This is a genomic window from Poseidonocella sedimentorum, from assembly GCF_900116005.1.
GTDB classification, from domain to species: Bacteria; Pseudomonadota; Alphaproteobacteria; order Rhodobacterales; family Rhodobacteraceae; genus Poseidonocella; species Poseidonocella sedimentorum.
Genome location: NZ_FOYI01000001.1, coordinates 265012 through 278667 on the forward strand (window position 1 = coordinate 265012; position 13656 = coordinate 278667).

Sequence of the window (13656 nt, forward strand, 5' to 3'; positions counted from 1 at the left end):
ATCAGGCCCGGAACAAGGCCCGCAGGGCCGCCGGGCCAGCGCCTGCCCGTCCCGGCGGGCTGGCGCTTTTCGACCGATGCGTCGACCTCCGACATGGGAAGTGATTGGTGCGATAAACTGCACCGAACATATGTCGGAGCGCCACCCTACGGGCAGGCGCTGGCCCGGCTTTTCGAGCGAGACAGGACACGAAAAAAGCGGCCCGGAGTCCGGACCGCTTGTTCTGTTTTCGCCGTGAAGCCCGCGCTCAGCGGTCTTCGATATCCTGGTAGTCGCGCGTGGTGGCGCCGAGGTAGAGCTGACGCGGGCGGCCGATTTTCATCGCCGGATCCTCGATCATCTCTTTCCACTGGGAAATCCATCCGACCGTGCGCGACACCGCGAAGATCGGGGTGAACATCGAGGTCGGGAAGCCCATTGCTTCGAGGATGATCCCGGAGTAGAAATCGACGTTCGGGAAAAGCTTCTTCTCGGTGAAGTAGGGATCCTCCAGCGCCTTGCGCTCCAGCTCCTTGGCGACCTGCAACAGCGGATTGTCTTCCACGCCGAGAAGATCCAGCACTTCGTCGGCGGATTGTTTCATCACCGTCGCGCGCGGATCGTGGTTCTTGTAGACCCGGTGGCCAAAGCCCATCAGACGGAACGGATCGTTCTTGTCCTTGGCGCGCTCGATATACTCGGGAATGCGGTTCGGCGTGCCGATCTCGCGCAGCATCTCGAGACAGGCCTGGTTGGCGCCGCCATGCGCGGGCCCCCAGAGACAGGCGATGCCCGCGGCGATACAGGCGAACGGGTTCGCCCCCGACGAGGAGGCCAGACGCACGGTGGAGGTGGAGGCGTTCTGCTCGTGATCGGCGTGCAGGGTGAAGATCCGGTCCATCGCGCGGCTCAGGATCGGGTTCACCTCGTACTCTTCGGCCGGGACGGCAAAGCACATGCGCAGGAAGTTAGACGCATAGTCCAGATCGTTGCGCGGATAGACGAAGGGCTGGCCGATGGAATACTTGTAGGCCCAGGCCGCGATCGTCGGCATCTTGGCGATCATCCGGAGCGACGCGACCTCGCGCTGCCACGGATCCGCGATGTCTGTGCTGTCGTGATAGAAGGCCGACATCGCGCCGACCACGCCGGTCATGATCGCCATCGGGTGCGCATCGCGGCGGAAGCCACGGAAGAAATACTGCATTTGCTCGTGCAGCATCGTGTGATTGGTCACACGGTTCTCGAAGTCCTCAAGTTGCGCCGCCGTGGGCAGCTCGCCGTAGAGCAGAAGGTAGCACACTTCGAGGTAATGCGATTTTCCCGCGAGCTGGTCGATCGGGTAGCCGCGGTGCAGCAGCTCGCCCTTGTCGCCGTCGATGAAGGTGATGGTGCTGTCGCAGCTTGCGGTCGACGTATAGCCTGGATCGTAGGTGAAAACGCCGGCCTGGGCATAGAGTTTGCGGATGTCGAGAACATCGGGACCCGCGGTGGGCGACAAAATCGGAAGCTCGATTTCCGTGTCATCTATGGTGAGCTTGGCGCTGCGATCCGTCATAGGCATTCCTCTTGTCAAATGGCGCCGCCGGGGCGGGGGCCTGTCTATGCTGCTGCCGATTTTAGCCGGAAGCGGCGTCATTGATCCGGGCGAGGCTTTCATCGCGACCCAGAACGAGCATCATGTCAAACACACTCGGCGTTACACTGCGGCCGGCCAGTGCCGCGCGCAGCGGGCCGGCCAGCTTTCCGAAACCCATCCCGTGGCTCTCGGCAAAACCGCCCAAAGCGGTCTCCAGATCATCACGGCTCCAGCTAGCATTTTGCAGCTGCGGCGTCAAATCTCTAAGCAGTGCGCGCGCCTCGTCCGAGAGGGCTTTTGCGGATTTGGCATCGGGTTCGATGGGCCGTGACGCAAGGGCAAAGTGCGCTTTATCAACGAGTTGGGGGAATGTCTTCGCGCTTTGCTTCAAGAAGGAAATCGCCGGACGCAGCTGCGCGCTTTGCGCGTCGGTGAGCGCGGGGAGGCCCGCGGCCTCCAGATAGCCCGCCAGCTCATGCAGCACCGCAGCATCTTCCATCATGCCCATGTGTTGACCGCAGATATTCTCCAGCTTCTTCAGATCGAACCGCGCCGGCGCCTTGCCGATCCCGCCCAGATCGAACCATGCGCGCGCCTGATCATCGGTGAAGACCTCGTCATCCCCGTGGCTCCAGCCGAGCCGCGCGAGGTAGTTGCGCATCCCCGCCGCGGGAAAGCCCATGGCTTGATATTCCTCCGCCCCGAGCGCGCCGTGGCGCTTGGAGAGCTTCTTGCCGTCAGCCCCGTGTATGAGCGGAATATGCGCCCAGACCGGCACGTCCCAGCCCATGGCCTCATAGATCATCATTTGCCGCGCGGCGTTGTTGAGATGGTCATCGCCCCGGATCACATGGGTCACGCCCATGTCATGGTCATCGACCACCACGGCGAGCATGTAGACGGGCGTGCCGTCCGAGCGCAGCAGGATCATGTCGTCGAGTTGATCGTTGCGGATCGTCACATCGCCCTGAACCTCGTCGCGGATCACCGTCTCGCCATCGAGCGGCGCCTTGATCCGGATCGCGTAGGGCTGGTCGGGGTGGGTCTCGGGCGCGGCGTCTCGCCAGGGCGAGCGGAAGAGGGTCGAGCGCCCTTCGGCGCGGGCCGCCTCACGGTAGGCGGCGATTTCTTCCTGCGTTGCGAAGCACTTGTAGGCCTTTCCTTCCGCGAGAAGCTGGCGCGCGACCTCCGCATGCCGCGCGGCGCCCGCCGCCTGGCTCACCGGCTCGCCATCCCAGTCGAGCCCGAGCCACGTCAGCCCCTTGAGGATCGCGGCCGTGGCCTCCGGCGTGGAGCGGGCCCGGTCGGTGTCCTCGATGCGCAGCAGGAAGCGCCCGCCGCGCCCGCGCGCGTAGAGCCAGTTGAACAGCGCCGTGCGCGCGCCGCCGATGTGCAGATAGCCCGTGGGCGACGGGGCGAAACGCGTGACAACCTGGCCTGACATTGCGGTGATTTACCTTTTTGAAACCCTGCTTGGCGTAGCATCGGCGCTTGTCTAGCGGGCTCACCCGGAGGTGACAAGGCTTGCCCATCGCCGGTGGCATCAGACCCCTGCTCCTGCGGCAACGCGGGCACCTCTTTCCCTGGGTGCCGGTGTGCCTCGCGCTTGGGATCGGCCTCTATTTCTCTTTGAAATCCGAACCGGACGTGGCTCTGCTCTGGGCCGCGGGCGTCCTGGCGGCGGCGCTGATCCTCGCCGCGCCGCGCCTTCTGGGCCTCTATGCGCCGCTCGCGATCGGTGCGGGGCTGGTGCTGGCGGGGCTCGCGCTCGGGGGGCTGCGCGCGCATTCGGTGGCCGAACCGGTGCTGGGCTTTCGCTACTACGGACCGATCGAGGGGCGCATCGTCGGCATCGACCGCTCCGCCAGCGACGCGCTCCGCCTCACGCTTGATCAGGTCGTCTTGCGCCGGATGGATCCCGCCCGCATCCCGGCGCGCGTTCGCATTTCGCTGCACGGGGAACAGGGGTTCGTCGACCCGGTTCCGGGGCTGCGCATCATCGCGACGGGCCATCTGTCCGGGCCGAACGGGCCGGCCGAACCCGGCGGTTTCGATTTCCGCCGCCACGCCTGGTTTCAGGAGCTCGGCGCCGTGGGCTACACCCGCGTGCCGGTCCTGACGCTGGAGCCGCCCGCGCGCGGCGCGGCAGACCTCTGGGTCTTTCGTCTGCGCATGGCGCTTGCCCGCTACGTTCGCGCCGCACTGCCGGGGGAGACCGGCGCCGTCGCCGCCGCGATCACCACCGGGGACCGCTCCGAAATCGGCCAGCAGACGCTGGAACACCTCCGCCAGAGCAACCTCGCGCACCTCCTCGCGATCTCGGGGCTGCACATGGGCCTGCTCGCGGGCTTCGTCTTCGGCGCGTTGCGGCTCATCCTCGCCACGATCCCGCGCATCGCGCTGAACTGGCCGGTCAAGAAGTGTGCCGCCGTGGGCGCGCTCCTCGCCGCCACGATCTATCTCGCGCTTTCGGGCGGAAGCCTCGCGACGCAGCGCGCCTATGTCATGGTCGCCGTGGCGCTGGTCGCCATGCTCGTCGGGCGGCGCGCGCTCAGCCTGCGTGCCGTGGCCATCGCCGCGATCATCGTCCTGGTCCTGCGCCCCGAATCCCTCCTGAGCCCCGGGTTCCAGATGTCCTTCGCCGCCACCACTGCGCTCATCGCCGTCTTCGCCGAGCTGCGCAGCGCGCCGCGTCTGGGGCCCAAATGGCTGCGCGCAATCGGCACGCTCATGATGTCGTCTGCCGTGGCGGGGCTCGCCACCGCGCCCTTCGGTGCCGCCCATTTCAACCAGACCTCACATTACGGCCTCATCGCCAATCTCGTCAGCGTGCCGGTGATGGGGATCCTGATCATGCCGATGGCGGTGCTTGCGCTCTTTCTCTGGCCTCTCGGACTCGATCCGCTCGCCTTCGCCGCGATGAAACTCGGACTCGACTGGATCCTGCGCGTCGCAGAGACGGTCTCCGGCCTGCCCGGCGCGGTGGGCCAGATCGTGGCGCCGGCGGGCTATGCCTTGCCGGTGCTGAGCGTCGGTGTGCTCTTCGTGATCCTCTGGCAAGGGCGGGCGCGCTGGATCGGCGTCGCGCCGGTGCTCGCGGTGCTCGCGCTCTGGGGGCATCCGGGCCGCCCGCCGGTGCTGGTGGCGGAGACGGGCGCTCTGGTCGGGGTGCTCGGCCCCGAGGGGCGTGTGCTCAGCCGCGAGAAGGGAAGTGGGTTCATCGCAGGAATCTGGCTGGAAAACGACGGCGACGGCAGCGAACAGGCCACGGCGGCGGCGCGCGCGATACCGGAACTGGCGCAGGGTTTCACCATACGCCACGTCCACGCCAAGCGCGAGGTGGCGGCGCTCACCCGTTGCGATGTGGATGTGTTGGTGCTCACCCATCCCGCGCCCGAGGCGCTCAATCCACAAGACTGCCTCATCCTCGATCCGCCCCGGCTCTCCCGGCTCGGCGCGGTGGCGCTCTATCCAGATGAGGCGGGGGTGCGGATCATCACCGCGGCCGAGCGATCCGGCGCGCGGCTCTGGAATACCCCGGCCTCGAAACGCCGGGGTTCCTGACCTTCAGTAGCTGCGGATCAATCCCACGAGCCGGCCCTGCACGGCGACCTGATCATCGCGCAGCATCCGCGTTTCATAAGCCGGGTTTGCCGCCTCAAGTGCGATCCGGCCCTCCCGGCGGCGGAAGGTCTTCAGCGTGGCCTCCGCATCCTCGACCAGCGCCACGACGATATCCCCGTCCTGCGCGGTATCGGTCTGGCGCAGCACAACGATATCGCCTTCGTGAATCCCGGCGCCAACCATGGAATCGCCTTTGACTTCAAGCGCATAGTGATCACCGCCGCTGGAGAGCATCGCATCGGGGACGGGCATATGCCGCGCCACTTCGGAGATCGCCGCAATCGGCACACCGGCCGCGATCCGCCCCATGACGGGAAGCTCCGTCGCCCCCGCGCTCGGGCGCGGCGCGCCTCGGCCTTCCGCAGCGGTCAGGCGGCGGCTCGCGCCTCCGGTTCCGCGCGGCCTAGCGCCATCCTGCATCGCCTCCGGCAGGCGGACGATCTCGATCGCGCGCGCCCGGTGCGCCAGTCGCCGGATGAAGCCCCGTTCTTCCAGCGCGGTGATGAGCCGGTGAATCCCCGACTTGGAGCGCAGATCGAGCGCCTCCTTCATCTCGTCAAAACTCGGCGGTACCCCGTCCCGCTGCAATCGTGCGTGGATGAAATTCAGCAAATCGCGTTGCTTGGCTGTCAGCATCAGTCTGCTCCTTTGCCCCTTTTTTCCAAAGGTTCCTGGGGTTTGTTCTATAGATGTTCCTGTTTTGTGTCAACTTGCATGAGCTTTGTTCTTGCCTTTTGCCGATCTGCTGGGCTCACTTCACCCATGCATCTTGCGGGTGGGGTGCGGGGTGCGAAGGTAGTGTGCGTGATCTGGTCGGTGTTCAGGGCTTTGGGTTTGGCGTTGGCGCTCTGCGCGGCGGGCTCCGGCGCCGCGGTGGCACAGGGCAATCCGGCGTCCCTGGCCGCGTTCGGGCTGAGCACCGGTGCGTCCGAGGCTGAGATACTTCGGGCGCTGGTCGCGGCTTTTCGCGCCGATCCGGGCAGTTACGGCGCCGCTCGCGCATTGCTCGCGCGCCAGTCGCCCGAGCTGCTGAGGGCCTATCTTCGGGAAATTGGTGTGCTCGTCCCGGCCTCGGGCGGGACGGCACCGGCGAATGCCGTGGTCGGCGGGGCAGCCGCACCGGGGCTTGGCGCGGGCGCAGGGCTCGGGCTCGGCCTTGTCGTGGCCGGGGCCGCGCTTGCTCTGGCGGGCGGCGGCGAGGAGGGGGACGAGCAGGACGACGCGGCGCGCGTGACCATCCCGGGCTCGCCGGTCACGGTCTTCGATTTCACCGTCCTGACCGGGGACGCCACGAGTTTCCGCACCAGCGAATACGCCCGCAGCACCGGCCTCGACGCGGTCGGCGCGGCTGAGCGCTACGCCGCTGGAGGGCAGGGTCAGGGGGTCACCATCGCGATCCTCGACACCGGAATCGACCTCGCTCACAGCGAATTTGACGGCAAGATCGACCTTTCGAACAGCTACAGCTACTACGGCCAGAGCGACGCCATCGCCGATGAAGACGGGCACGGGACAGCCGTCGCCGGCGTCGCCGCTGCGGCACGCAACGGATCGGGCACTCAAGGCATCGCCTTCGGCTCGCAAATCGTCGTCTTCAGGGGCGTCCCGGGCGAGGAAGAGACCCGCGATCCGACTTCGCCCACCGTCTTCGCCGATGCCTTGCTCCGCTCCGTGGGCGCGGGGGCGGCGGTTATGAACAACAGCTGGTCCTACGTCGACAGCGGCGGGCGCGCCCGCACCGTGGCCGATTTCTCTTCCGCGCGCGAGGTCCGCGATTTCCTCGGCAGCAGCGCGATCGACGCGCTCGACATCGCCGTCGCCAACGATCTCGCCATCGTTTTCGCCGCCAGCAACGACAGCGAAGCCGAGGTGAGCATCACCGCGGGGCTCCCGCTCTTCTTTCCGCGCTATGACGGCTACATCATCGCCGCCGTGGCCACCGATACCGCGGGCCAGATCGCGGGCTTTTCCAACCGTTGCGGTCAGGCGATGGACTTCTGCCTCGCCGCGCCCGGCATCAGCATCCGCACCACCGCGCTGAATGGCACGACCCTGACCGCAAGCGGCACCTCTTTCGCCGCGCCGTTGGTTTCCGGCGCGGTTGCGCTCCTCAAGAGCCAGAGCCCCGAGCTCACCACCCCGGAAATCTCACAGATCCTCTTCGACACGGCGCAGGATCTCGGGGCGCCGGGGGTGGATGCGATCTACGGACAGGGGATGCTGGACGTGGGCGCCGCACTCCTGCCGCAGGGGCAGCTCATGGTCTATGAGGGCGAGGATGTCGCGGGGCCGGCCACGGCGCTGGCGGAGACCGGGATCATTGCCAGCGCGCCGCTGGCCGCCGCGATTGGCCAGGCCCTGGACGGTCAGGCGCTCATGGTGGGCGACGCCTATGACCGGGGCTATGCGATCGACGCGGGCGCGATCGTGACCGCCGCCGCTGCGCCGCTGCCTGACCTCGGGGCGCCGGATCAGGGGGGCGAGGCAGTCCAGTTTGGCGTGACCCGCGCGCGCGGCGCGCGCGATTACCTCTCGCCGCTCGATTGGGTGGAGGCCGATCTGCGGGCGTTCTCGCACGTGGCGCTCGGGCACGGGCTGCGGCTGAGCACGGAGATGACCACCGCGTCGACCGCGGCACGCAACGGCGCGGCGCGGCTGGGTCTGCAGTGGCAGGGCAAGGGGGAGAGCCGACTGCGTCTCGGCCTTGGTCGGATTGACGAGCGGGGCGAGGTGCTGGGCAGCGCGTTTTTCGGCGCGGCGGGGCAGGGCGGCGCAGCGCGCACGCGGTTCATCGAGCTCGGCGGACGAATCGGCCTGCCCGCACGCGGGTTCCTTGATGTGACGGCCATCCAGAGCGTGACCGAGTTTTCGCAAGACGGGCTCGTGACCGGCGGGGAGGGGCTGCGTGGCCGCGCGGGCCGGGTGGCGCTTGGCGCGCGTGGGGCCCTTGGCCTACCCGGGACGGTGGTCGCCGCGCTTTCCAGCCCATTGCAGATCACGTCCGGCCGGCTTGATCTCTCGCTGCCCCAGGCGCGGCCCGCGGCGGTGGGCGCGATGCGCAGCACCGGCGTGATCCGGCGCGAGATGAGCGTCGAGGTCGAGGAGGCCGCGCGGCCCATCGACCTCACGCTCAGCTATCAGGGCGGGCTCGGCCTGCCGCAAGGGCGGGTGGCGCTCATGGGCGGGCTGCGCTTCGAGCCATCGGGCCGAACGCCATTCCTTGGGCTACAGATCTCGGGGAGATTCTAGGGTCGGGCAGGGCCCTGTACTGCCACGCACGACCAACTCGACCGGCAGGACCGTCTCCAGCATCCCGCCGGGCGCCTCGCCGCCGATCAGCGCGATGAGCCGTCTTGCGGCAATCGCGCCGGCCTCGGCCTGCCGGATCGAGATAGTGGTCAGCGCCGGTTCGATCCGGTCAAGAAACGGCATGTTGTTGAACCCGGTGACAGAGACCTCGGCGGGACAAGGAACCCCGCGCGCGCGAAGCACCGAGAGCGCGCCGAGCGCGAGCCGGTCATTGGCGCAGACCATCGCGGTGAAGGGCGGGGCGGTGTCGAGCAGATGCTCGGCGGCACGCGCGCCCTCGTCCTCGTCGAAACGCTGCGCTTCGCTGATGAGTCGGGGGTCGGCGGGCAGGTCCAGCGCGCGGATGGCGCGGCGAAAGGCTTCGGCGCGCAGCTGCCCGGTGGAGAGGTTTTGCGGGCCGGCGACATGGGCGATGCGGCGGTGGCCAAGCCCGTGGAGATGCGCGACGGCCAAGCGAATTCCAGCGTCTTCATCATTGATTACAAAGGGAATTTCCGCGCCCTCAATGCGCCGGTTGAGCGTGACCACGGGCATGCCCGCCTCGGCGGCGCGGGCGATTGTCGGATCCTGCCGCAGGGCCGCGGCGTGGATGATCCCGTCGACCCCGCGGTCACGCAACACCTCGACCAGTCGGGCCTCGCGCTCGGGCTCGCTGTCGGTGTTTACCAAGATCGAGGCATAGCCGAGCGGCTCCAATACGCTCTCGATCCCGCGCACGATGGGCGGAAAAAGCGCGTTGGTGATGTCGGGGATCATGACGCCGACGGTCATGGAGCGGTTGGTGCGCAAACCCGCTGCGAGCCGATTGGGCCGATAGCCCAGAGCACTGGCGGCGTCGGTGATCTGTTTGCGCATCCCGTCCGAGATCGTGGTCGATTTCGCCGGGTCAAGCGCGCGCGACACGGTCGATACATGAACGCCGGTATGGCGCGCGATATCCTTGAGTGTGACCCGATGCTTCATGTCCTGCCCTCATGTCCAAACCTGAAAATAAGGCGGAAAATCTGATTTCGCAATCGTTTGCAGAAACCTGTTGACAGAATCGCGAAAGGCGCAATGCTTTTACGCAATCGATTGCTGCAAACGTTTGCGTAGCCGGTCTGACCGGCGTTTTACCCCTCAGTGCCCCGCAGCAGTGCCAGAAATTCGCCGCCCCCCAGGGACGGCGCGCGCAAAAACACCGAAGGCCCGAAGCTGGCCGGTGGAGCAGGAGGGAGCGAGATGAGCAAGCAACGGATTGGCTGGATCGGGATGGGCCGCATGGGCACGCCGATGGCCGAGCGACTGGTGCAGGCGGGTTATGACGTCAGCATCTGGAACCGGACGCGGTCCAAGGCGGAGCCGCTGGCCGCGCAGGGCGCAACGCTGGTCGACAGCCCCGCCGATCTGGGCGGCGTCGATATCCTTTTCACGATGGTCTCGACCGGCGCGGATGTGGAGCAGGTCTATTTCGGGGAAAACGGCGTGCTTTCTGGTGCGGCGAGCCCCAAGATCTTTGTCGATTGCTCGTCGATCGGGGTGGACCAGTCCGCGGAGATCCGGGGCCGTCTGGCCGAGCGCGGCGCGGGCTTCCTCGCGGCGCCCGTGTCGGGCAACGGCAAATGCGTCAAGGCGGGCAAGCTGAGCCAGGTGGCGAGCGGGCCGCGCGAGGTTTACGACACGGTCGAGCCGATGCTGAACACCATCGCGGGGCGCGGCGCGTCCTACGTGGGCGAGGGGGAGCTGGCGCGGTTTTGCAAGATCGCCCACAACGTTTTCCTCGGGGTCGTGACCCAGAACCTCGCCGAAATCACCGTGCTGGCCGAGAAGGCGGGCGTGCCGCGCTCGGCCTTCCTTGAGTGGATGAACAACTCGGTCATGGGCTCGATCTTCACGCGCTACAAGACCAACGCCTTCGTCAACCTCGACTGGACGACGACCTTCACGCCCGCGCTTCTGCGCAAGGACATGGACCTCGGGCTCGCCTCGGCGCGCGAGATGGGCGTGCCCATGCCGGTGACGGCGGCGACGCGCGAGGCGCTGCAAGCGCATTTCGGCGCGGCGCGGCTTCAGGATGATCCCGATGCCTACCTGCAGGAGGATTTCGCCGCGATCCTCGAGACCGTGGCGCTCGGCGCGGGGCTCGATCTGGAGAGCGAGAACACGCCGGTGCCGACCGGGCTTGAGTTGTCCGTCGCGGCGCAGTGAGGATCTGACGCCGTCTGGAGGGGAGGCGGCGCGAGGGGAGCACGAAAGAGAGACGACGAAACCAAGGACCACGACCCGACGCGGGGCCGGGACATGCCCCGCCGCACAAAGAGCCGAAAATCGGCCAAGCGATTCCAATGGGAGGATTCCAGATGCGTTACCACAAAGTGATAGTGACCACCGCGATCGGCGCGCTCATGTCGACGGCTGCGGCGGCGGATGTGCTCAAGATCGGGGCGTCGTTGCCCATCACCGGCGGCTTTTCGATCGCCGGGCAAAAACACAAGCAGGGCTATGAGCTTTGCGTCGACATGATCAACGAGCGGGGCGGGATTCTGGGCCGTGAGGTCGAGCTGATCGTATCGGACAACCGCTCCGATCCGGCCACCGCGATCAACCAGTACGAGCGGTTCATCAATGTCGACGGGGTCGAGGCGGTCTACGGGACGTTCTCGTCGCGGCTGACCTTTCCGGTGGCGAGCATCCTGGCCAAGAACGGTTTTGTGCATCCGATCCCGGCGGGTGGCGCGCTGCGCATCTACACCCAAGGCCACGACAACCTGTTCTATTTCCAACCCAACGCGGCAGAATACGTGGGGGCTTCGCTCAAGGGGATCATCGAGGATCTGGTGCCCGAGGGCGAGGGGCCGATGACGGCGGCGGTCGTTTCGGCCGATGACTTCTTCGCCAACGCGGTGGAGGCCGGGTTCCTCGGCCATGAGGTCACCAATCCTGCCGATGGCAGCGTGGTCGCGGATCTGGCGCCGGGCTATCTTGAGGGCAGCGGCATCGAGGTGACCTTTACCGAGAAATGGCCAGAGGAGGGATTCAGCGACTGGCTCAACCTCGCCAATTCGATCAAGCGTTCGGGCGCGGAGCTGATCATCGGGCTCACGGCCAGCGCCGAGGAGGCGGTGCAGCTCACGCGCGCGCTCAAGACCGTGCGGGCCGAGCCCAAGATGGTCTATTTCAGCCAGGGCACCCAGGCCGAATTCCTTGAAGGCACTGGCGAGAGTTCGGACGGCGTTCTGGTTCACACCTCGTGGCATGCGGATGCGCCGTTCCAGTCGACACTCGGCGGCGAAGAGTTCTCCAATCAGGACTTCGGCGCGGCGTTTGAGGCGGCCTATGGCGCCGCGCCCGACGAGGACAGTGCGATTCCCTTCGCCGTCTGCCAGGGCATCGAACAGGCGATCGTCGGCGCGGGCTCGACAGACAACGCGGCGATGGGCGCGTGGCTCTCGGACCGCAGCAAGGACGCGCCGGTGCGCACGATCCTGGGCCGGTTTGCCTGGGATGACGTGGGCCTGCCGGTCGACAAACCCTTCCTCATGACCCAGTGGAACGGCGGCGAATTGCAATTCGTCTACCCGACCGACGAGTTCGAGGGCGTTCAGGAAATGTCCTATCCCAAGGGCGGTTTCTGATCGCATCAAAACGGCTGGTGCCGGGGGCGACCCCCGGCGCCGGCTGCGGCACGCCGGGGAGGATCGAGATGCTGGAAGTCAAGGGATTGTGCAAGTATTTCGGGGGGATACGCGCGGTCGATGATTGCACGTTCACCGCCGAGGAGGGCCAGATCACGGCGCTCATCGGGCCCAATGGCGCCGGCAAGACCACCGCGTTCAACTGCGTGAGCCGCACGATGATGCCGACGCGCGGCGAGGTCTGGCTCGACGGGCGGCGCATAGACCGGCTGCGCCCGCACAAGATCACCGGCATGGGCCTCTCGCGGACCTTCCAGATCAGCCGCAACCTCGCCGACATGACCGTTCTGGAGAACGTCATCGCCCAGGCACAGGTTCGCGGCTGGCGCGATCTGTTTCGCCCGGCGATGTCAGCCGCCGAGATCGACAAGGCGATGGGCATTCTCGATTTTCTCGGCATCACGCGCATCGCTCATGAGGACGGATCGAACCTCTCCTACGGTCAGAAAAAGCTGATGGATCTTGCGGCGCTTTTAATGAGCGATCCCAAGATCATCCTGCTGGATGAGCCCGCCGGCGGGGTCAACCTGTCGTTGCTCGAAGAGATCATCGGCCACATCCGCAAACTCAACGAGGCGGGGCTCACGGTGCTGATTGTGGAGCACAATATGGACCTGATCATGCGGCTGTCGCACAAGGTCGTGGTCATGGCGCAGGGCGCGATCATCGCCGAGGGCACGCCCGAGGAGGTCCGCGCCGATCCGGCCGTCCTCGATGCCTATCTCGGCTCGACACTGGACGAGGAGGAAGCGGCATGAGCAAGCTTCTCGAAGTCTCCGACATCACAGCCGGATACGGCGATGGACCTTCGATCCTCGATGGTGCGGGGATGGAGGTCGAGCCGGGCCGGGTGCATTGCATCATCGGGCCGAACGGGGCCGGAAAATCGACGCTCCTGAAGGCGATCTGCGGGATGCTGAAGATCCGCAAGGGCGATGTGCGGCTGATGGGCGAGCGGCTCAACGGGCTGCGCCCGGACCAGATCCTGCGCAAGGGGATCGCCTTCGTGCCGCAGGAGCGCGCGCTCTTCCCCAAGATGACCGTTCGGGAAAACCTGCGCATGGGCGGGTTCACGATGCGCGACAAGGCCGAGTTGGAACGGCGGATCAACGCCATCGAGGAGCGCTTCGAGATCCTCGGCGAGCGGCGCGACCAGCACGCCGGGACCATGTCTGGCGGCCAGCAACAGACGCTGGCGATGGCGCGCACGCTGATCAACAAGCCCAAGATCGTCATGCTCGACGAGCCGTCCTTGGGCCTCGCGCCCAAGATCGTGCAGGAGATGTTCGGCATCATGCGGATGATGGCCGACGAGGGCATCACGATCCTCCTGGTTGAGCAAAACGCCCAGATGGCCCTGCGCCGGTCGGACTGGGGCGTGGTGCTCGATCTGGGGCGGACACTGTTTCAAGGCCCCGCGGGGGAGCTTCTGTCGGATCCACGGATCCAGGAGCTCTACCTCGGCGGCAAACGCGCGGCATGAAGGGCTGA

10 protein-coding genes are annotated in these 13656 nt (G+C 66.6%); 6 read left to right on the forward strand and 4 right to left on the reverse strand.

What is annotated here, in order from left to right:
* Positions 1-247: 247 nt before the first annotated feature.
* Both gltA and gltX read right to left on the reverse strand, forming a co-directional pair.
* Positions 248-1543 carry a citrate synthase gene (gene gltA / locus BM353_RS01280; protein ID WP_092075815.1) on the reverse strand — a complete coding sequence of 432 codons (1296 nt, stop codon included), beginning with the start codon at positions 1541-1543 and terminating at the stop codon, positions 248-250.
* A gap of 55 nt (positions 1544-1598) precedes the next feature.
* Entirely contained in the window at positions 1599-3002 is a 1404-nt protein-coding gene (gene gltX, locus BM353_RS01285) for a glutamate--tRNA ligase (RefSeq protein WP_092075817.1), read from the reverse strand.
* An 80-nt stretch (positions 3003-3082) separates the two neighbouring features.
* Here gltX and BM353_RS01290 point away from each other — a divergent pair, with 80 nt between their 5' ends.
* Positions 3083-5122 carry a ComEC/Rec2 family competence protein gene (locus BM353_RS01290; protein WP_092075819.1) on the forward strand — a complete coding sequence of 680 codons (2040 nt, stop codon included), beginning with the start codon at positions 3083-3085 and terminating at the stop codon, positions 5120-5122.
* A gap of 3 nt (positions 5123-5125) precedes the next feature.
* On the opposite strand, the gene lexA is transcribed toward BM353_RS01290, so the two are convergent.
* A complete protein-coding gene (gene lexA, locus BM353_RS01295; protein ID WP_092075821.1) occupies positions 5126-5818 on the reverse strand; it encodes a transcriptional repressor LexA in 693 nt (230 codons plus the stop codon).
* A gap of 168 nt (positions 5819-5986) precedes the next feature.
* Between lexA and BM353_RS01300 the strand changes: the two genes are divergently transcribed.
* Entirely contained in the window at positions 5987-8431 is a 2445-nt protein-coding gene (locus tag BM353_RS01300; protein ID WP_177220419.1) for a S8 family peptidase, read from the forward strand.
* Here BM353_RS01300 and BM353_RS01305 read toward each other — a convergent pair.
* A complete protein-coding gene (locus BM353_RS01305; RefSeq protein ID WP_092075826.1) occupies positions 8408-9454 on the reverse strand; it encodes a LacI family DNA-binding transcriptional regulator in 1047 nt (348 codons plus the stop codon). The two genes, BM353_RS01300 and BM353_RS01305, sit on opposite strands and share 24 nt — an antisense overlap.
* Positions 9455-9712: 258 nt before the next feature.
* Between BM353_RS01305 and BM353_RS01310 the strand changes: the two genes are divergently transcribed.
* From BM353_RS01310 to BM353_RS01325, 4 genes are all read left to right on the forward strand, one after another.
* Positions 9713-10678, forward strand: a complete 966-nt coding sequence (locus BM353_RS01310) for an NAD(P)-dependent oxidoreductase (RefSeq protein ID WP_092075828.1) — start codon at positions 9713-9715, stop codon at positions 10676-10678.
* Between the two features lie 152 nt (positions 10679-10830).
* The gene (locus tag BM353_RS01315) at positions 10831-12105 is read left to right on the forward strand and encodes an amino acid ABC transporter substrate-binding protein (RefSeq protein WP_092075830.1); all 1275 of its coding nucleotides are present in this window, start codon (positions 10831-10833) and stop codon (positions 12103-12105) included.
* A 68-nt stretch (positions 12106-12173) separates the two neighbouring features.
* A complete protein-coding gene (locus BM353_RS01320; protein ID WP_092076452.1) occupies positions 12174-12923 on the forward strand; it encodes an ABC transporter ATP-binding protein in 750 nt (249 codons plus the stop codon).
* The gene (locus tag BM353_RS01325; protein WP_092075832.1) at positions 12920-13648 is read left to right on the forward strand and encodes an ABC transporter ATP-binding protein; all 729 of its coding nucleotides are present in this window, start codon (positions 12920-12922) and stop codon (positions 13646-13648) included. The genes BM353_RS01320 and BM353_RS01325 overlap by 4 nt, the downstream gene beginning before the upstream one ends.
* Positions 13649-13656 lie beyond the last annotated feature (8 nt).

Coding starts and splice junctions, on each gene's coding strand:
- gltA (WP_092075815.1), bottom strand. CDS start 1,543: ATGCCTATGACGGATCGCAGCGCCAAGCTCACCATAGATGACACGGAA.
- gltX (WP_092075817.1), bottom strand. CDS start 3,002: ATGTCAGGCCAGGTTGTCACGCGTTTCGCCCCGTCGCCCACGGGCTAT.
- lexA (WP_092075821.1), bottom strand. CDS start 5,818: ATGCTGACAGCCAAGCAACGCGATTTGCTGAATTTCATCCACGCACGA.
- BM353_RS01305 (WP_092075826.1), bottom strand. CDS start 9,454: ATGAAGCATCGGGTCACACTCAAGGATATCGCGCGCCATACCGGCGTT.
- BM353_RS01310 (WP_092075828.1), top strand. CDS start 9,713: ATGAGCAAGCAACGGATTGGCTGGATCGGGATGGGCCGCATGGGCACG.
- BM353_RS01315 (WP_092075830.1), top strand. CDS start 10,831: ATGCGTTACCACAAAGTGATAGTGACCACCGCGATCGGCGCGCTCATG.
- BM353_RS01320 (WP_092076452.1), top strand. CDS start 12,174: ATGCTGGAAGTCAAGGGATTGTGCAAGTATTTCGGGGGGATACGCGCG.
- BM353_RS01325 (WP_092075832.1), top strand. CDS start 12,920: ATGAGCAAGCTTCTCGAAGTCTCCGACATCACAGCCGGATACGGCGAT.